Source organism: Syntrophorhabdaceae bacterium (assembly GCA_035541755.1).
In the GTDB taxonomy this organism is placed as follows: Bacteria; Desulfobacterota; Syntrophorhabdia; order Syntrophorhabdales; family Syntrophorhabdaceae; genus PNOF01.
This window is the reverse complement of the sequence record DATKMQ010000055.1, coordinates 51,561-69,473: the sequence shown is the minus strand read 5'-3', so window position 1 is coordinate 69,473 and position 17,913 is coordinate 51,561. Positions and strand designations below refer to the sequence as shown.

Here is a 17,913-nt window from a genome sequence, read left to right as displayed (position 1 = left end):
CTCCAGCAAAACCAGGCTATCTATTGTGGTTCAGCGGATCTCGTATGGTCTTCTCAAATATGGCGTATACATCGGCAAGAGCGAGGTTAGAGCCCGTGAGCTCAAATACGGATTTTCCCTCCGCGTCCTTGGTTCTGACTTCCCGGTCGTCTCTCACTACACCGGCAACGTTCATGCCCTTTTGTGCGGCTATGCCTCGAAGCAATTGTCCGTCGTCATTTTCCTTAAGACCGTTAATGAGAATATGAGTTGTCAGTATATTCAATTTCAATTCCCCGATCAAGCCGAAAATTCTTGACGCCGTGAGGAGCCCTCTTGGCGTGGCGTCAGAGATTATATAGAGGATATCCACGTCCTGTGTGACAAGTCTGCTCATATGTTCCATGCCTGCTTCGTTATCCACAATCACGTAGGCGTAATTCTTCTTGAGCGCATCGATCGATTGCTTGGCAAGACTGTTGGCTGCGCAATAACAACCGGCCCCTTCAGGCCGTCCCATAACCAAAAGATCGAAACCCTTCGCTTCTATAACCGCCTTCTGAATTTCGTATTCAACCCAAACATCCTTAGTCATACCCGCCGGCACATCCATTTTCATGAGTTCCCGCACCTGGCCGATCGTGGCGTTCACGTTTACCCCCAGAACCTCATTGAGGTTCGAGTTCGGATCCGCGTCGACTGCGAGCACGGGACCATTATGTATCAACTCAAGGAGGTATCGGACGAGCATCCCGCCAATCGTGGTCTTACCTACCCCTCCCTTGCCGGCCACGGCGATTACTTTCGGCATTTCTTGTACCTCTCACGCCGTGCCGTTACCTCTGGAAAAAGTCGCCGGTCCGTATGGGGCAAAAACATGGCGGCCACAAATTCATCCATGAACCTGTTGTTACTCGAAAGTTCGACGTTGGTTATCATTCTGGAAATCTCTTCCGCTCTTTTCCAGCAGTCCCGATTCACCGCAACGAGATGCGCCCCCGCGAGCGAGCCATTGCCGATAAAACGGAACCGCTCGTTAGGCAGTTCAGGTAAAAGTCCTATTGTCTTGGCCTTTTCCGTATCGATGTAGTGGCCAAAGCCTCCGGCAATAATAATCGTGTCAATCTCGCGAAAATCAAGGCCCGCCCGATCGAGTAACACTTTGGTTCCTGCAAACATAGCGGCCTTGGTCCTGATAAGATTGTCGAGGTCCACTTCCGTGATTACAATATCCTGGTCTATCTGAGTTTCCGAGGCGTAGCAGACCACGTACTCCCAACCCGTGGTCTTTTCTCTGAGCCGGCTCGTGGCAGCGTCTCGAGCGAACTTACCTCGTTCATCGATAAGACCGGCTTCGAGAAGACCGGCAACAAGGTCTATGAGGCCTGAACCGCAAATACCAGTTGGTCTCGCTCTCTCAACTGTGAAAATCATAGGTTCGAAACTCGCCGGATTTATCCTCACTCGCTCTATGGCGCCCCGTGACGCGCGCGTGCCGAATTGAATGCCGCCGCCTTCGAAAGCCGGACCGGCAGAACAGGACGCCGAAAGAAGCCAGTCCTTGTTGCCGAGTACGATCTCTCCGTTGGTGCCGATATCCATAAAGAGGCGTATACTTTCGTCCTCTGTCATGCCTGAGGCAAGCACCCCTGAGACAATATCTCCGCCCACGTACGATGACACACAGGGAAGCACATAGGCCGAGGTTCGCTCGCCCACATTGACGCCAAGTTCTCGCGCCTTCAGTCTTCCAAAGTGCGTTGCCTGGGGGGTGTAGGGCGCTAGCATGATATGTGTGGGGTCGATATCCAGTAAAAGGTGTATCATGGTGGTGTTGCCCGCAAAGCTGACAAGCAATATCTGCTCCCTGTCCACTCCGCTTCGTGCGAGCAATCCATCGATAAGCTCATTGATCGTTTTCATAACCGTGGATTGGAGCTTTTTGAGTCCACCTTTTTTTCGCGCGTAGACGATGCGGGAGATCACATCCTCGCCATAGCTTATCTGGCCGTTGTAATCGGCTGCCTCGGCTATGACCTGCCCTGAAGCAGGTTGTTTGCCTTCCCACCCGCGTTCCGGCTTAAGATTTTTTACCCCCGGCCACCCACATCCTATGTCGAGCAATCTAGCCCAGACCGTTGTGGTACCTATGTCTATGGCTACTGCGTACTGGCCGTCTAATTTGTTGCCAGAATCCACCCCGACGATCTCATACCCTTCGCTGTGCCCGGCAACGGTTGCTGTAACCTTCCACCCACCGTCCCGCAAAATCTTGCCAAGCCCTCTGATGACTTCAAGAGTAGCAGTAACCGGGGCCAGGCCCACACAATCAGATATCCCTCGCGTAAGTCTGTCAAGATCGGCCCTATTGTCATTGAGGGTAGGTTCCGAAAGCTCCACATAAACGTTGGACACGAGAGGTATGGTGGGCGCTTGAAAAATCCGCCCCTCTGAATTGGAAAAGATGTGCGTATCTTTTTCGGTTCGCGTGAGGATCGCTTTGTCGATTTGCGATTCGAGGGGGATCTCGACGGTTACGTCACCCTTAACCAGGGACTGGCACGCAAGTCTGAAACCTTCGCTGTACTCATCCTCACCTATAGCGGCCGATGGAAGAGACGTGATGTTTCCCTCGGTAAGGCGAACCTTGCACTTGCCGCATACACCGTTTCCACCGCACGAGGCGTTAATGTGGACCCCCGCATCCATGGCCAATTCCAGAATGCTTTGATTTTCCCGTGCCGGAAACAACCGATCTATGGGCAGAAATCTTATTCTATATTCTCTCGGCATATCCTTAAACATGTCATTTTAACAAATTATCTCTCTCTTTAACAAACGATAATTTGAAAACCACCAAGCCTCGCACGCTTAACGCAGGGACAGACACCATCCCGATGTGCGCACTTTCCGTTCACTATTATAAATCAAATTTCCTTTTCTTGAAAGCGTCATCGTTTTTAAATGTTTTCAATCGAATTACCGTTGACAAAGACCGATTATTGTTGTATAACGTTCGCCATACTGAATTATGTACGACGCACCGGTCATAAAAAAAGCCCTTGATGTCTTGAAACTCATCGTTGAGAGCAACAAATCTCTTGGCGTCACCGAAATAGCCAGGGCATTGAGGCTCAGCAAAAGCACCGTTTTCGGTATTCTCAAGGCGCTTCAAGACACGGGGTTTATTACCAAGAGTAAGACCTCCAAGCGATATGCCGTGGGCCAGGAACTGTTCAAGCTTTCAAAGACGGTGCTTCAGGGGGATGTGCTTACAACCATCGCACGGCCTTTTCTCGAAAAGCTCGTGGAACTTGTGGACGAAACAGCCTTTCTCTGCGCCAGAGAGGATAACGCAATCAAGGTGCTCGATACCATAGAAACACGAAAAAAGCTGAAAATCTCTTCTCCTATCGGCACCCGTTTTCCTATCACGGCATCGGTTTTTTGCAAGGCCTTCCTTTCAACTCTCGGGGACGATGAAATACGAAGTTTTCTCAAAGAACGGGGGCTTCCAAAGTACACTGAAAACAGCGTCACGGATATCAACAGGTTTCTCACAGAGATCGTCAAAGTGCGTGAGACAGGCTACAGTCTTGATCTCGAAGAGTATCACATGGGGGTCAGGGCCATCGCGTCGCTCATCTATTCAAACGGTTATCCCGTGGCATCCGTTTCTATCCTCGGCTTCACCGGTTCCATGACCGATGACAAGATCGGGGTCGTGGCCAAGCATATTGTGAATACCGCCCGCGATATTTCGGACCGTCTGTCTCAGTAGTTCTCGGGGAATTTCAATAAGAGACGTTCTTCATGATTCGCACAACTCTCATGGCACCATACGAATGCCGTAAGGGGCGACAAGACTGAGGTAGGAATCTGCTTCAGCTATCTTACCCCTTTTGAGGGCGCCCTTCGCATAGATCGTGCATTTCTTTGTGAGCTCCGATATGGCTGCGTTTCGCATCTGCTCATTGAGCACATTGCTATCCAGTATCCTCACTATGCTATCGATCCGGAATCTGTCCATAGCAGGATATCGCTTGGACAACTGGTCTTCGTGACCGCCCTGCTTTACAATAAGCGGCTTGTCCACGAAAAGGACGGGATAGTGGGCACTAACCCTGAGCCACATATCGTAGTCCTCGCACACGGGCATGGATTCATCAAATTTGCCCACGCAGTCAAAGACATCCCGTTTCATGAGCACCGAGGAGGGACTTATGATGCACAGCGGAAGGCATCTCTCAAAGATAAGACCGGAGTATTTCTTGTGCCTGGCTTTTTGATTGAGATGTCTCTTGTTTCTCATCCAGATTTCATCAGTGTAGGAGACGAGGTAATCCTTCTTACACATTTCAGTCATCTGAATTGAGAGCTTGGCCTTCTTCCAGAGGTCATCAACATCGAGAAAGGCTATATATTCCCCTCTCGCTAACTCAATACCCTTGTTCCTGGCGCTGCTTATACCGCGATTTTCCTTTAACAGGTATCGAACGGGCAATCCCTCCAGGACCTCAGAGGAATTATCCGTTGATCCGTCATCGATGACAATGACTTCCTTGTCCAAATAGTCCTGGTTGAGTACGGAGAGGACCGCATCCCTGAGAAAAGCCTTTCTGTTGTAGGTGGTGATGACAACCGAAATCATTTCAAGCCTGTATCCCGCGGCCAACCCCACGACTGTCTTCTCTTTCTCGTAATGCCGCTTGTATGCCGCTTGGGTTCTCGACTAAGGCCTGTCGCGGTGCGTCACACGCCATGGGCCTCATTTAGGTCAAGCCTGATATGGATCTCGCTTTTTCCCCGAGGCAGGTCTATAGTCCAGACGGGCATGATCATTGTGCTCTGATAATTCCGTTCAAAACCTTGTTCGGACAGGGAGACCACCTCGACCGGGAAAGTCCATATGGCCTCAGGGAGATCCCATGCGAGAGAGACGTCAATCTTCTGATAGGGGTCATGGCACGTGACCCGTTTCGAGGCCGGCAGGATCTCGCGAACGGTCAGTGGATAACGGCCCTCATCTGTTTTGAGATACCTGTCCCCGCCGCTTCCGAGAAAAGCGAAATTGAATTCAATTCCCATGAGAAACCTCTCGCGGACATTGCCCTCGATCAGGTATGTCACCTGCAATTCTGACTGGCCTTCGCTCAAAAGCACCTGTTTCTTTATGGTAAGCTCGTGACAGACGCCGCCTTTCCGAAAATGACCCGCCCGTTCAAGCAGTAATTCCACGGCCTTTTTCGATTTCTTGACGGTCCCTTGATAAGGCTCGACCACAAAGTCGCCCGGTTCATAGTAACTGGACTGATAGAAGGCCTCCAGCGTAGCATCCTGGCCCATCACATGATCGATGAGACAGGCTCTTCCATACCAGTCATAGTGAAGGTACTCATCAAGTCCCTCCTCTTTGGCAATGATCAGGTCATGGATGGTCTTTGTGCCATCGGCCACACTCGGGGAGACGGCCTCTCTTATCTTTTCGTGGTAGCCTTCGTATCTACGGCGCAAAGTAGCCGTTACATTCGCTGAACAGGGCTTGTAATCGAGGCCGTAGAGAACGCCTCCTTCTTTCAAAAGAAATGTGGCTTCGACTATGTCGTTTACCAGAACCGCCTCATCGTGGCCGTCCATATTCACATCCTCGATATAACCGCTCACGAACGGCTTACCGGGGTCAAGCAGTTTTTCAGCTTCTATGAGATGTCCATATACGGACGCCCGCAGGTGCGGCAGGTAAAGACCTCCGAAAACACCGTGCCAGTAACTGTCGTTTGCCTGGGCCATGAAGATGTGCCTTCTCGCTTCATCATGTTTTTGAGCCTTGTCGGAGAGACGCAACATCTTCTTATGCATGTCGTTGCTTTCATCATACTTGATGAGAAAATTCTTGTAGTAACCGCCTTTGAGAAAATCCCCGTAGGGGATGTCGGTCTTGTGGAGCAACTCGCCATAATCCCTTGCAAGCTTCGCGGGCAGGCTCCATTCTCCCATCTCTTTGTATGATGAGCACTCCAGATAGACCCGGCCCTTTGGCGGATGTTTGACTGCGTACTCTCCGAATGTGGTGGTCGTGAGCCATGACCTGTTTGCGGTGAGATACTCAAAAAATGATTCGAGCCAGCCCTCTCCATACACCGAATCATAAGTGCCCGGCCAAAGGCCGAACTTCTCCCCGTCGTCCCCGAACACAACGAGATCGCCGCCCTCACCGGCAACACCCTTGAGATACTCGTCAAGCGTGCTAAGAGGCTTAAAAGGGATGGTGTAGCGTAATGTTTCGAGCCCGGGAAAGATGGAAAGGGGATGGCCCTCGTATTCGGTTACATAATAACCGTAGAGGTCCTCGTCGGAAAACCCCACGGATTTAAAATGGTTGTCATCGACTAAGGTGTAGGCAATGCCCGCCTTATGGAGTATCCTCGGTATCTGCGGCTCATATACCCGCTCTGCAAGCCACATACCCATGGGCTCCTCGCTAAAGACGCGCTTCATAAGGTCTTTATGCATCACGATCTGCGAGATGCCGTCTTGTTCCGGCAAGAGGGCTAACACCGGCTCGTACATGCCCCCGCATACGATTTCAATCTGTCCTTTTCTCGCTAATTCTCTGATGAGTTCGATGTAGTCGGGCTTATGCTTTTGTAGCCACGAAAAAAGATACCCCGAGAAATGAAGATTAATCTTGATCCCCAGAAAAGACTTGAGCACATCAAAAAAAGGCATATATGCACGCATATATGCCTCCTCAATGATGTAATCCATATTTCCGACTGGCTGGTGGTTATGTATACATAGTATGAAATTCATTCGATTTGAATTTGAAAAATGGCGGGGTCGACGAGACTTGAACTCGCGGCCTCCGGCGTGACAGGCCGGCGTTATAACCAGCTTAACTACGACCCCGCATATACAGCATACACAAATGGTAGGCGGAACAGGTTTTGAACCTGCGACCCTCGGCTTGTAAGGCCGATGCTCTCCCGCTGAGCTATCCGCCCAATGCTCGTCAATATAGCAGCTTTACGCTGCGATGTCAACGGTGAGATGGCTTTATATTACGCAATTTCAGCCACTTCCTCATAAATGAGTATGGGCCTTTCATGGTTGAGGATCACTTCTTCGCTGATCACGCACTCTTTGACGTTTGAGAGCGTTGGGATTTCGTACATCACATCGAGCATGACCTTCTCCATGATGGACCTCAAGCCTCTGGCGCCGGTCTTTTTCTTCATGGCTTCCTTTGCGATGCCGCGAAGCGCTCCTTCGGTAAACGTCAGCTTCACGTTTTCCAGGTCGAAGAGTTTCTTGTACTGTTTCACGATGGCGTTGCGCGGCCTTCTCAAGATCTCGACCAGATTCTCCTCGCTTAGCTCTTCGAGCGTTGCCGTGATAGGAAGCCGACCGATGAACTCGGGGATAAGCCCGTATTTCAGAAGGTCCTCAGGCTGGATCTCCATGATGAGTTCCGAATACCGCTTGTCCCTGCCACCCTCGACGTCCACCCCAAAACCGATGCCTTTCTTGCCGATTCTTGCAGCGATCAACGATTCGATGCTGTGGAAGGCCCCGCCGCAGATGAAAAGAATATTGGACGTATCTACCTTGATGTATTCCTGCTGAGGATGCTTTCTTCCTCCCTTGGGCGGTACATTGGCAACCGTTCCCTCTATGATCTTTAAGAGAGCCTGCTGCACACCTTCTCCGGATACATCTCTCGTGATCGAGGGGCTGTCGGTCTTTCTTGAAATCTTGTCAATCTCATCGATATAGACGATACCCCGTTCTGCCCGCTCAACATTATAATCGGCTGCCTGCAGAAGGTAGAGGATAATATTTTCTACATCTTCGCCCACATAGCCGGCCTCGGTGAGCGTCGTTGCATCGGCAATGGTAAAAGGCACGTGGAGTATCTTGGCGAGCGTTTGAGCGAGAAGGGTCTTTCCCGAACCGGTGGGCCCGATGAGCAGAATGTTGCTCTTCTGTATCTCGATATCATCAAACTGCGTCCTCGACTCAATCCGTTTATAGTGGTTATACACAGCCACAGAAAGAACCTTCTTGGCGTGATCCTGACCTATCACATAATCGTCCAGGAGTTTTCTGATCTCGTGCGGTTTGGGAATCGATGTCTTGATATAGTCAAAACGTTCCTTCTTCGCTTCTTCCTGGATGATCTCGTTGCACAGCTCGATGCACTCATCGCAGATATAGACCATAGGACCCGCAATGAGCTTCTTCACTTCATCCTGACTCTTGCCGCAGAAGGAACAATTCAATTTAATGGTCCTTCCGTTCGTTTTCTTGATCATTATTAAAACCTCTTTTCAAGTATTTGGTCGATGATGCCATACTCGATGGCCTGTTCGGCGCTCATAAAATAATCGCGTTCTGTGTCCTTGGCAACCTTTTCGAGGGGCTGTCCCGTGTGTTTCTCGAGTATCTTGTTGATTTCTTGCCGCATTCTCAGGATCTCCCTGGCTTGAATGTCGATATCGCTCGCCTGTCCCTGTGCACCGCCGAGGGGCTGGTGGATGAGGATTCTTGAATGAGGCAGGGCATAGCGCTTTCCCTTTTCTCCGCCCGCCAAAAGCACCGCACCCATGCTTGCCGCCTGACCGATACAGGTCGTCACGATAGGCGCCTTCACATACTGCATGGTATCATAAATCGCGAGACCGGCCGTTATATAGCCTCCGGGACTATTTATATAAAGGTAGATATCCTTGGAAGGGTCTTCGGATTCGAGAAACAGAAGCTGCGCTATGATGATATTGGCTATGTTGTCATCGATGGCATCCCCGAGAAAGATGATCCTCTCTTTGAGCAGCCGCGAGTATATGTCGTAGGCCCTCTCCCCTCTGCCGTCTTTTTCTATTACGATTGGCACAAGGCTCATGCTTTCTCCTTTACAACGGCGCTGTCCCGCAGAAAATCGACCGTTTTCTCCTCAATCACGGTCTCCCTCAGGCTTCCCATGAGGTGGTACTGTTCATAGACGTCCCTTACTTCATTGTACGTCTTATTGGTATCTTCCGCAATCTTTTTTATCCGTTCTTCCAGGTCTTTCTCATCGGCCTTGATGCCTTCCTTCTCTGCAATCCGGGCAAGCACGATTTCAACCTTGATTCTCTCCTCGGCCTTTTTCTCAAAATCCGCTTTCAATCTGGCCTCGATCGACGCCATTTCATCAGGTGACAGCTTACCCACATTGTATCGTGATTTTGCTTCTTCTATCATGCCCTGAACCCTTCTCTCAAGGACTCTCTCAGGCACAGGCACCACAAGACCCTTAAGCAGCGACTCAATGATCTTCTGTGTAATGTCGCGTTTGCGCGCGGCTTCCTTCTCTTTGAGCAGTTCCGCCCTCACACCTTGCCGCAAGGCGTCGACATTCTCGAAGCTCAAATCCTTGGCAAACTCATTGTTCACTTCCGGAAGTCTCTTCTGTTTGACTTCTTTCATCGTTACCTTGAAGACAATCTTTTTGGAGGCGATGTTTTTATCCGGATAATCCTCCGGAAAAGCGATTTCGATATCCTTTTCTTCCTTCTCCCTCATGCCTATCACGCCATTTTCGAACTCGGGCATGAGCATGGCGTTACCCAGCTCTAACGGGTATGACTCGGCCGCAACTTCTTTGAGCGGCTCCCCGTTGTGGTAGCCCTGATACTTGACGACCACGAAATCACCGAGGGCCGCTAATGCCTCGCCCTCTTTTGCGACCACCTCGGCGTGCATATGCTGCAGGCCCTCTATTCTTTTGTCGATGTCTTCATCGCTCACCGTGGCCGGTTCGGCTTCCACTTCTATCCCCTTGTATTCAGGAAGCGTTACTTCAGGAAGCACTTCGCATTCGAGGGTATAGCCATGTTCACCAGCCCTTTCCAGAAAGTCTACCCGCGGTTCGAGGATTGGTTCTACCTTCGCCTCAAGGAGCGCCTCGTACATGGTCTCCTGCACCATTCTCTTTTTCAGCTCATCATCGATGTATTCTTTGTAGTACTGCGTTATGATCGGTTTCGGAATCTTGCCCTGCCTGAATCCTTTGATTTTCGCGTTCTTCCTTACCTCTTCGTAAATCGTCTCCCGTATGCGGTCAATCGTCTCGTCAGGAATGAGCACCTCAACCTTTTTTCGCACGCCATCAACGTTTTCCACCTGAACCTTCATTCAATCCTCCGGAATATGAAAGAGGGCGTGTAAAGCCCCCTTTAACTGCCCTATTATAAACGGAACTGCTCAAATTATCAATATCTTTGAGGTATGCAGTGGATATTGTGCTAGATTCGGTGATGTTTGCGGGTCATGCACATGAGTCCCTGCGGGTCAACCTCGGTGCGTAAAAGGCGCAGTTCGTCATCACTTGGCATGGGCGCTTCTCTTGCCCTCGAAACATCCATCTCGAAACCGGTATTCTCAACGATCCTCTCGATGGTTACGCCCGGATAATACTCTGCGAGGTACATGGCCTTAGACGACGCGTCAAATTGCATGACGCCCAGGTTGGTCACCACCGCAATAGGTCCTCCTCTTTTTAGCCCGAGCCTTTTGCGTGTGTCGTAACCCTGATACCACCCCACGCTCGTCAAATAATCGAGTCTTTCCACGAAACGTCTTTTCTCATGCTTAACGAAAGCAATGAACCCCGATGCAAGAGCCGCTGCATCAGCCGCGCCTCCACTCCCGGGAAACCGTGTCTTAGGGCGATGGTAATCGCCGATGGATGTTGTGTTCAGGTTGCCATATCTGTCAATCTCAGCGGCCCCGAGAAGGGCTATGGTGTGAAGCCTTCTGTGCGTCAGCAGACAGAAGGCATCGATAAGACCAACGTTTATGGATGTTCCGGACATGACCCGCAAATCTGCCACGGCCATGGGCATCTCCTGAAGCGAAGGGTCGATCCCGCCCGTCTCAAAGAAGATGACCGCCCTCGGGGCAAAAACATGCTTTGCAGCGGTTGCGGCGAGTATGGATAGGCCTGTTCCGGCAAAGACAATGTCCCCGTCCTTTATCAGCCTGCCGGCATTAAGCGCCATGATTTCGTTGTCGGTGTATCGCGTGGTCATATCGGAATCATTTCCTTTCAAGGCCGGGCGTATAACCAAGCACAGGGTCGGCCTTAATTTCTGCGAGCCTCTTTTCCCCTATTTTCTTCAGGTACTGCTCGTGTGAGCCCACACCATAGACCCATTCATCAAGATATCTCCTGTAGCGATCGTCATCCAGGGCCGCGTTCTTATACAGATTCAAATACAGGGGATCATAATCGTAGAAGCCGTAGCATCCTGTAGGGTGGGCGCCAAATGGCGCCTTTACCACCGCATCGACAAGAAAAGGCGGTAAGGTGTTCTGATCCGGGTCGAGTCGGATAGACGATTTTGGAACAATCTGTTCGCAGGTAACAACGACCGCGCTTGCCGCTTTCGCCTGCTCCACATCGGCGAAAGTCAACCCCTTGATCCTCACCGTTCCGTCATCTCCTACATACTGCGCGTGGAGTACGACAAGGTCGGGCGTGAGCGCCGGCACGAGAATCACCCTGTCATCGTCTTTGGAAAAAGGGTTTTGGATAAGCGCGCATTTCTTCGGGGCAACACCGCTCTCCCGTCGGACCTTACGAGAAAATCCCTTCCGGTTAATGAGATCAGAACCGAGTCCCGACTTAACAGGCATGAAAGGCAAATCCAGCGCACCCGCGAGAAAGCGCAGGCCCATCTGAAAATTGGAATAGTCTTCGAATTCTACGTCTCCTAACTCCACAGCCTTTTTAAAGCGCACGCAGGTCGGCGCATAACGGCCATTCCCGCTATACGCTATCTCGAGCCTCTTCACACATCCGGCTCCTATGAGGACATCGAGGGCCTGCCCGTTGGAATGACAGACCAGATGGAGATCTCTAATCCCCTGGCGCGCGATCTCATATACGAAGGCCATGGGGTTACGCGTAATGGTAAACCCGCCGAGCGCGACCTGGCTTCCCGGCCTCACAAAACGTCTCACGGCCTGATCAAGGCTCATGAGCTTATCTGAAATCTCGCCATATTCGTCCATGTCAGCTATCCTGCGACCCTGGAAGAATGCTTCTTTCCTGTCACGAGATTAAAGTTATATTGTTCATATTGGCCTTGTCAACAGATGAATGGTCTTACCCCGTGCGTTATTGCGGGGTCGCTCTTTTTCGTGATAGCATAGGTTGTGAACGTCCGGGAAGTTTTTTCTAAGGCAATCCTCACGAAGACGGGTATCAGTGGCTATGATTTCTGCGTCAATCCTTATGTGGGGTGCGCCCATGGCTGCAAGTATTGCTACGCAAGTTTCATGAAACGGTTTACCGGGCACCCAGAGCCCTGGGGTGAGTTTGTGGATGTCAAAATTAACGCGCCTCAGGTGCTGACAAGGCAGCTTACGCGGATGAGCAAGGGAAGTGTGCTCCTGGGGACCGTCACCGATCCATACCAGCCGCTGGAAAAAAGGTATGGTATCACGCGCGGTTGTCTCATGGCTCTTTCTGCACATCAGTTCCCCGTTCATCTGCTTACGCGCTCTCCGCTTGTCATTCGTGACATCGATCTTTTCAAGGAGTTTCAGGATATTGAAGTCGGCCTCTCCATCACGACCGATGATGAAAGAATTAAAAAGATATTTGAACCGGCTTCGCCTTCCATTGCATCTCGCCTTGAGGCCTTGAAGAAGATCCACGACGCGGGAATAGAAACATACGTGTTCATTGGCCCCATGCTTGGCCTCGATCCACAAAGGCTCATCGACGCCATATCGGACAGTGCCGATTCCGTGCTCATCGATCGCCTGAATTACTCTCACAAGACCGTATCCATCTACCGCCGCTTCGGACTGAAGAGGTTCCTCGAGGATGAATATTTTCGCTCAACAGCCATGGCGCTCAAAACAGGATTTGAGAAAAGGGGCATCCCCACGAGCGTTCTCTTTGAGTGATAATTATCTCTTTATGTTTGTTCCATAACGTGGTAAAAAGATCAGTCGTTCATACTATTCACCTCGGGTCAAGGGATGCATAGACGAAGGAGCTTACTATCGGCGACGATAACATCGGCCCTGTGGCTGGCTCTTCTTTCAAGTTATGTGCGTGCCGAGACTTTTGAGCCTCAATCCGTCCCCTCTCAAGCACAAGAAGACGATCAGCTTGTGATCGTGGCCGTGGGCGACATCATGATGGGGTCTGTGCACCCGGTCAACAAGCTTCCCCCGGAAGACGGCAAGGGAATCTTCGACGCCGTTCTTGAAAACCTTAAAACGGGCGACATCATCTTCGGCAATCTCGAAGGCCCTCTGGTTGATCACGGTGTTCCGGAAAAATGCACGAGGAAATTGCCCCAGTGCTATGAGTTTATCACACCCACCAGATATGCGGACCACCTGAAAGACGCCGGCTTCAACGTGGTAAACATCGCCAACAACCATACGTTTGATTGTGGAGTGTCAGGCGTAGAAAGTACTGTCAATACGTTGAGAGCGGTGGGCATAGAACCCGCAGGCGGCGCCACCATCGCCCGGATGCTTAAAAAAGGGAGGCGGGTGGCCGTGGTTTCCTTCTCCTTCACGTTAAGCGATTATGCGTATTCCATGCTCGATGTTGACACGGCAAAACAGATTGTCAAAGGGCTTAAACAGGAAAACGATATCGTCATCGTCTCCTTTCACGGTGGAAACGAAGGAAGATCGGCGATGCACACACTGGATGTGAACGAGAAGTTCCTGGGTGAGCACCGGGGAAACGTCGTGAAGTTCTCCCGATCGGTCATCGATGCCGGCGCCGATCTTGTCCTGGGTCATGGGCCTCACGTGCTCAGGGCACTGGAGGTCCATAGGGGTAAGCTCATCGTTTACAGCCTGGGTAACTTCCTCACCTACAAGATGTTCAACGTGAGAGGGGTGAACGGTCTCAGTATTATTCTCACACTCAGGATAGATTCCTCAAGCGGTGACTTCATCGGAGGAAGGGCTGTTTCGATCAAACTCACTAAAGATGGCATCCCTCAGATCGACCCCGGACACCAGGGCGCGGTGCTGCTCAAGCAGCTTACGGCAGCAGATATCAAAAACGGCGTACTCGTTGTTGACGAACGGTCGGGCGCCCTTCTGCCTGCCCGGCAAAAGCCCTCCTCCTTCACTCAGAATTCAGAACGGTAACTTGACATCCCTTCAATTGTGCCCATATTTCCATAAGAGGTGCGCTATGAGCATGATGGACAGAAGGGATTTTCTTAAGCTGGCAGGGTTAGGGGGCGCCGTTTTTGTGATGGGGGGCCTCAGCAAATTCGGGTATTCGGCCGCTGCCGGCGAAAGTAACGGCGGTTTCGTCTTCGTTCAACTATCGGACACGCATTGGGGATTCAATGACCCTGCGGTCAACCTCGATTACGCGGGCACACTCCGCAAGGCAGTGGCGCTCATCAACAGCTGGAAACAGGAGCCCGATTTTATCGTTTTCACGGGGGATCTGACACATACCACCGATGACCCGAAGGAGCGCAGGGAGCGGCTCGGCGAATTCCGCAACATCGTCAAGGACCTGAAGGTTAAGAATCTGAAATTCCTTGCCGGAGAGCATGATGCTGCCCTGGATGCGGGCGAGGCATATCGTGAGTTCTTCGTGGAAACACATTACTCATTCGACCATAAAGGTGTGCATTTTATCGCCATAGACAACGTTTCAGATCCGCGGGCCGTGATCGGAGACGCACAGCTCGAGTGGCTGGCTTCAGACCTCAAGAAGCAGGATAAGGCGGCCCGGATCGTGATTCTCACCCATCGGCCCCTGTTTGACCTCTATCCGGCGTGGGATTGGGCCACACGCGACGGGGCCAAAGCGATTGATCTTTTCATGCCGTATGAAGATGTGACGGTTCTGTACGGACACATTCATCAGGAACACCATCAAAAGACAGGACATATCGCGCACCACGCCGCACGCGGACTCATGTATCCCCTTCCCGTCGCGGCGTCGGTTCCGAAAAAAGCCCCCGTGCCCTGGGATACTTCTCATCCGTACCGGGGATTAGGATTCCGCCGGGTAACCGTGGAAAACAAGAAAGGCGAGTACACGCTTACGGAACTTCCCGTGATTTAGAGGTGCATATGACAGAAAGACGCGCGTCAAGACTCATCGGTACGCTCACTCTGCTGGCAATTCTTGCGGCGGGTTTCCCCACAGGTCAGCTCTTTGCCCAGGAAACCGAACAAACGGTTCGAATCACAGCCCAAAGATTCTTCTACACTCCGAACAATATCATCCTCAGCAAGGGCATGTCTTATGTGCTGGAATTTACCTCCGCGGACGTGCTCCATGGATTCAACTGTCCCGACCTCGGAATCAGGACCGACATCGAGCCGGGCAAAGTCGCCACCATCCGTTTCACACCCGCAACAACCGGCGTGTTCCCCTGTCACTGTGACGACTTCTGCGGAAGCGGCCACGAAGGAATGACGGCAACCATTACCGTAAAATAACTGCTAGGAAGGCCAAATGCTCCTCACGCAGAGCGGATGTACCTCGGGGGGTCACATGGCTCGTTGTTGGGCCATCCTCATACCCCCGACGCTTGTTTGCAGGCCGAGATCCGCAAGGTTCCCCTGGAAATGATTCCTGAACCTTTTGATTATCCTCGTCTCTACCTGCCTTACCCGTTCGCGAGATATGCGGCAGGTATCACCTATTTCCTGGAGCGAAAGAGGCTCCTCGGCCACGATGCGATGATCGAAGATATAGCGGTCCCTGTCATCCAGGGTAGCTTTGAATTCCTTCATCATTCTAGATAACACCGCCGATTTATGACGCTCAGACACTATCTCTTCCACATCCTGATCAGAGCACATCCTATCCATAAGCGTTTCGTCGCTGCCATCGTAGACCGGTACGTCCAGGGCTATGTCATTATAAGAAAGCCTCTTTTCCATGTCCTCCACTTCACGTTCTTTCAAACCAAAGTTGCTTGCCAGGAGTTTTGGCGTGGGATATATGCCGAGCGCCTCGAGTCTCTGCTTTTCACTATTTAACCTGTAAAAGAGCTTTCTCTGGCCCTGTGTGGTACCGACCTTCACCAGGCTCCACGAATCCATAATGTGCTTGAGAATATATGCCCTGATCCAGAACGAAGCGTAGGTAGAAAATTTGGTTCCCTTGTGAGGGTTATACTTTTTGACCGCGTGAAGCAGGCCTACGTTGCCTTCCTGAATAAGGTCGAGAATATTAAGGTAAGTATTATGGTATTCCAGGGCGATCTTCACCACGATCCTCAGGTTCGACACGGTCAGTTTCTGGGCTGCCGTCAGATCCTGGTGATCAAAGATAAGGCGGGAAACCTTGCTTTCTTCCTCTCTCGTCAACACGGGATATTTTCGTATCTCCGCAAGGTATTTCTTAAACGTGTCAAAATGAAGAGGTAGATCGCTCTCTTCCATGGATTCTGATTCTTTTTCTTCATACGAATTCGTCTCTTCAAACACGGCATTACCCTCCTCTGATTTGAATTCCACCGGCCGTCGTGTATTAACCTATCTGAAGTGCCGACAGCCCCACCTGATCCTGCCTGAACCAATCGAAAACATTTTGTTTTGAGTTTCTGACCCTCGCTTTATCGCGCAGCACCATGCTCTCCCCCGAGCGAATGAGAAAGATGAAGGACAACGGAAAGCGTGAACAGCAGAGCCTCGGACAGGCTCCTCTCAGCCCTATCCGTAAAACTAAGCTTGTCTTTGAGATCGCCGTCGGACATGGCTCGCGCCACAATCGAAGGTTGTGCCTGTGTCATTAAGAATCCCATGTCCGGTACCTCCTTCTTTTCCGTTAGCCCCAGGCGAGTCATCATGCACACTCGTCTGTGACATCTGACCTTCGATGCCTCATCCTGCGGTATTCGTTGTCAGATAGGATTTTCATATATCAAGAAACATGCCAGTAAAGGATGACGTGCCGCCAAATTAAGATTATCCTTATATTCCGGAGTGTTACTGGTCGTTATGAGAGGATGGGAAAAGACATGGATAGTAAGAAAAGTATTGTCTTTGTTAAAAAATCCTTCCGCGGGACAAGACTTTGTCTTCTTGGACAAGACATTTTTTGATGAATCGCCGCGATTCCGGCTCTCTTTATTCTCTTCCGTGAGCCGAAAGAACGGCGCTCAACCATCACGGTGGAGCTCACTCGCTATCCTTGCCAGATACTCGTCATTGCGGGAGGGGGACACCCTGGCTCTAAGCTTCGATTCCAGTAGACCCTCCTACGACGATTGTAGCTATTCCTGATGCACACTATTCGTCCTTTGTGCACCTAACAATATAATAATCCTGACTTTTCCAATCAGCCTGGATCGCGGCATACCGGATGCGTATAAAGCGTCAGGATGAACCAAAAACTAATATATGTCATCATAAGATTGGTTCAACATTACCTCAACGGATTGCGTGTAGCCGCCTTTTTCATCCGCCATGGGTTTGACCGCATGAAAGTTAAGCATTACGTTTGCATGTATGAAAGCCTGCTTAATCCATTGATCTATAACGGCAGATGAACACCCACCCCACGGCTTTGAAGAGGCGATGACAGATGACGACGTGCAAATGGTGCAGCAGAGATACTGATGATTCACATACGACAACATGTCTTTGGCAGCAGGTTGAATACCAGGATGAAGTCTCTCTCCCCCGCCTGCCCTACCCCGACGATGAAAACAATCGATGCCCGGTATGTCACGCAACGCCAGGGGGATTCCACCACGCAGGGTGCTATATCGAAAGGTGCCCCCGATGCGGACGCCGACTGGTGTCCTGCTCGTGTCCCAAAAAATAGACGTGGCTTGGTTCTTGAGGAGGGATTACAACACCATCTCAATGCCGAATCGCTTTTTGGATAGACCACCGGCCTGTGCGAGACCGGTGGATTAAGAAAGG

16 protein-coding genes and 2 tRNA genes are annotated in these 17,913 nt (G+C 51.0%); 5 read left to right on the top strand and 13 right to left on the bottom strand.

What is annotated here, in order from left to right; all coding sequences use genetic code 11:
* Positions 1 to 16: 16 nt before the first annotated feature.
* Together VMT62_04880 and VMT62_04875 are read right to left on the bottom strand one after the other, a co-directional pair.
* The gene (locus VMT62_04880; protein ID HVN95738.1) at positions 17 to 790 is read right to left on the bottom strand and encodes an AAA family ATPase; all 774 of its coding nucleotides are present in this window, start codon (positions 788 to 790) and stop codon (positions 17 to 19) included.
* Positions 778 to 2,784 (bottom strand): ASKHA domain-containing protein, encoded by a 2,007-nt coding sequence (locus tag VMT62_04875; GenBank protein ID HVN95737.1) that lies wholly within the window; start codon positions 2,782 to 2,784, stop codon positions 778 to 780. The genes VMT62_04880 and VMT62_04875 overlap by 13 nt, the downstream gene beginning before the upstream one ends.
* A gap of 226 nt (positions 2,785 to 3,010) precedes the next feature.
* On the opposite strand from VMT62_04875, the gene VMT62_04870 reads away from it, so the two are divergent.
* Positions 3,011 to 3,760, top strand: coding sequence for an IclR family transcriptional regulator (locus tag VMT62_04870; GenBank protein HVN95736.1), 750 nt, complete (start codon positions 3,011 to 3,013; stop codon positions 3,758 to 3,760).
* Positions 3,761 to 3,808: 48 nt separating this feature from the next.
* On the opposite strand, the gene VMT62_04865 is transcribed toward VMT62_04870, so the two are convergent.
* The 9 genes from VMT62_04865 to VMT62_04825 all read right to left on the bottom strand — a co-directional run bounded on the left by VMT62_04865 (position 3,809) and on the right by VMT62_04825 (position 12,036).
* Positions 3,809 to 4,660 (bottom strand): glycosyltransferase family 2 protein, encoded by an 852-nt coding sequence (locus VMT62_04865; GenBank protein HVN95735.1) that lies wholly within the window; start codon positions 4,658 to 4,660, stop codon positions 3,809 to 3,811.
* Between the two features lie 71 nt (positions 4,661 to 4,731).
* Entirely contained in the window at positions 4,732 to 6,747 is a 2,016-nt protein-coding gene (locus tag VMT62_04860; protein ID HVN95734.1) for an alpha-amylase/4-alpha-glucanotransferase domain-containing protein, read from the bottom strand.
* A 64-nt stretch (positions 6,748 to 6,811) separates the two neighbouring features.
* Positions 6,812 to 6,888, bottom strand: a tRNA-Asp gene (locus VMT62_04855).
* Between the two features lie 20 nt (positions 6,889 to 6,908).
* Positions 6,909 to 6,983 (bottom strand) — tRNA-Val (locus VMT62_04850).
* Positions 6,984 to 7,040: 57 nt separating this feature from the next.
* Positions 7,041 to 8,294 (bottom strand): ATP-dependent Clp protease ATP-binding subunit ClpX, encoded by a 1,254-nt coding sequence (clpX, locus tag VMT62_04845; protein HVN95733.1) that lies wholly within the window; start codon positions 8,292 to 8,294, stop codon positions 7,041 to 7,043.
* Between the two features lie 2 nt (positions 8,295 to 8,296).
* A complete protein-coding gene (gene clpP / locus VMT62_04840) occupies positions 8,297 to 8,881 on the bottom strand; it encodes an ATP-dependent Clp endopeptidase proteolytic subunit ClpP (protein ID HVN95732.1) in 585 nt (194 codons plus the stop codon).
* Entirely contained in the window at positions 8,878 to 10,155 is a 1,278-nt protein-coding gene (gene tig / locus VMT62_04835; protein HVN95731.1) for a trigger factor, read from the bottom strand. The genes clpP and tig overlap by 4 nt, the downstream gene beginning before the upstream one ends.
* Before the next feature lie 110 nt (positions 10,156 to 10,265).
* On the bottom strand, positions 10,266 to 11,051 hold the full coding sequence (locus tag VMT62_04830) for a CoA-transferase (protein HVN95730.1): 786 nt from the start codon (positions 11,049 to 11,051) through the stop codon (positions 10,266 to 10,268).
* Positions 11,052 to 11,058: 7 nt separating this feature from the next.
* Positions 11,059 to 12,036: a CoA-transferase gene (locus VMT62_04825; protein HVN95729.1), complete on the bottom strand. Its 978-nt coding sequence runs from the start codon at positions 12,034 to 12,036 to the stop codon at positions 11,059 to 11,061.
* A 144-nt stretch (positions 12,037 to 12,180) separates the two neighbouring features.
* Between VMT62_04825 and VMT62_04820 the strand changes: the two genes are divergently transcribed.
* From VMT62_04820 to VMT62_04805, 4 genes are all read left to right on the top strand, one after another.
* Positions 12,181 to 12,939, top strand: a complete 759-nt coding sequence (locus tag VMT62_04820; GenBank protein ID HVN95728.1) for a radical SAM protein — start codon at positions 12,181 to 12,183, stop codon at positions 12,937 to 12,939.
* Positions 12,940 to 13,014: 75 nt separating this feature from the next.
* Positions 13,015 to 14,154 (top strand): CapA family protein, encoded by a 1,140-nt coding sequence (locus tag VMT62_04815; protein HVN95727.1) that lies wholly within the window; start codon positions 13,015 to 13,017, stop codon positions 14,152 to 14,154.
* Between the two features lie 52 nt (positions 14,155 to 14,206).
* Positions 14,207 to 15,094: a metallophosphoesterase gene (locus tag VMT62_04810; GenBank protein HVN95726.1), complete on the top strand. Its 888-nt coding sequence runs from the start codon at positions 14,207 to 14,209 to the stop codon at positions 15,092 to 15,094.
* An 8-nt stretch (positions 15,095 to 15,102) separates the two neighbouring features.
* Entirely contained in the window at positions 15,103 to 15,474 is a 372-nt protein-coding gene (locus VMT62_04805) for a cupredoxin domain-containing protein (protein ID HVN95725.1), read from the top strand.
* 51 nt (positions 15,475 to 15,525) lie between these two features.
* Here VMT62_04805 and VMT62_04800 read toward each other — a convergent pair whose 3' ends face one another.
* Positions 15,526 to 16,470, bottom strand: a complete 945-nt coding sequence (locus tag VMT62_04800) for an RNA polymerase factor sigma-32 (protein HVN95724.1) — start codon at positions 16,468 to 16,470, stop codon at positions 15,526 to 15,528.
* 128 nt (positions 16,471 to 16,598) lie between these two features.
* Entirely contained in the window at positions 16,599 to 16,787 is a 189-nt protein-coding gene (locus VMT62_04795; protein HVN95723.1) for a hypothetical protein, read from the bottom strand.
* Between the last annotated feature and the right edge of the window lie 1,126 nt (positions 16,788 to 17,913).

What these genes read in the sequence shown, in the direction of transcription:
- VMT62_04880 (HVN95738.1), bottom strand. Translation starts at nt 790, where the DNA reads ATGCCGAAAGTAATCGCCGTGGCCGGCAAGGGAGGGGTAGGTAAGACC.
- VMT62_04875 (HVN95737.1), bottom strand. Translation starts at nt 2,784, where the DNA reads ATGTTTAAGGATATGCCGAGAGAATATAGAATAAGATTTCTGCCCATA.
- VMT62_04870 (HVN95736.1), top strand. Translation starts at nt 3,011, where the DNA reads ATGTACGACGCACCGGTCATAAAAAAAGCCCTTGATGTCTTGAAACTC.
- VMT62_04860 (HVN95734.1), bottom strand. Translation starts at nt 6,747, where the DNA reads ATGGATTACATCATTGAGGAGGCATATATGCGTGCATATATGCCTTTT.
- clpX (HVN95733.1), bottom strand. Translation starts at nt 8,294, where the DNA reads ATGATCAAGAAAACGAACGGAAGGACCATTAAATTGAATTGTTCCTTC.
- clpP (HVN95732.1), bottom strand. Translation starts at nt 8,881, where the DNA reads ATGAGCCTTGTGCCAATCGTAATAGAAAAAGACGGCAGAGGGGAGAGG.
- tig (HVN95731.1), bottom strand. Translation starts at nt 10,155, where the DNA reads ATGAAGGTTCAGGTGGAAAACGTTGATGGCGTGCGAAAAAAGGTTGAG.
- VMT62_04830 (HVN95730.1), bottom strand. Translation starts at nt 11,051, where the DNA reads ATGACCACGCGATACACCGACAACGAAATCATGGCGCTTAATGCCGGC.
- VMT62_04825 (HVN95729.1), bottom strand. Translation starts at nt 12,036, where the DNA reads ATGGACGAATATGGCGAGATTTCAGATAAGCTCATGAGCCTTGATCAG.
- VMT62_04815 (HVN95727.1), top strand. Translation starts at nt 13,015, where the DNA reads ATGCATAGACGAAGGAGCTTACTATCGGCGACGATAACATCGGCCCTG.
- VMT62_04810 (HVN95726.1), top strand. Translation starts at nt 14,207, where the DNA reads ATGATGGACAGAAGGGATTTTCTTAAGCTGGCAGGGTTAGGGGGCGCC.
- VMT62_04805 (HVN95725.1), top strand. Translation starts at nt 15,103, where the DNA reads ATGACAGAAAGACGCGCGTCAAGACTCATCGGTACGCTCACTCTGCTG.
- VMT62_04795 (HVN95723.1), bottom strand. Translation starts at nt 16,787, where the DNA reads ATGGGATTCTTAATGACACAGGCACAACCTTCGATTGTGGCGCGAGCC.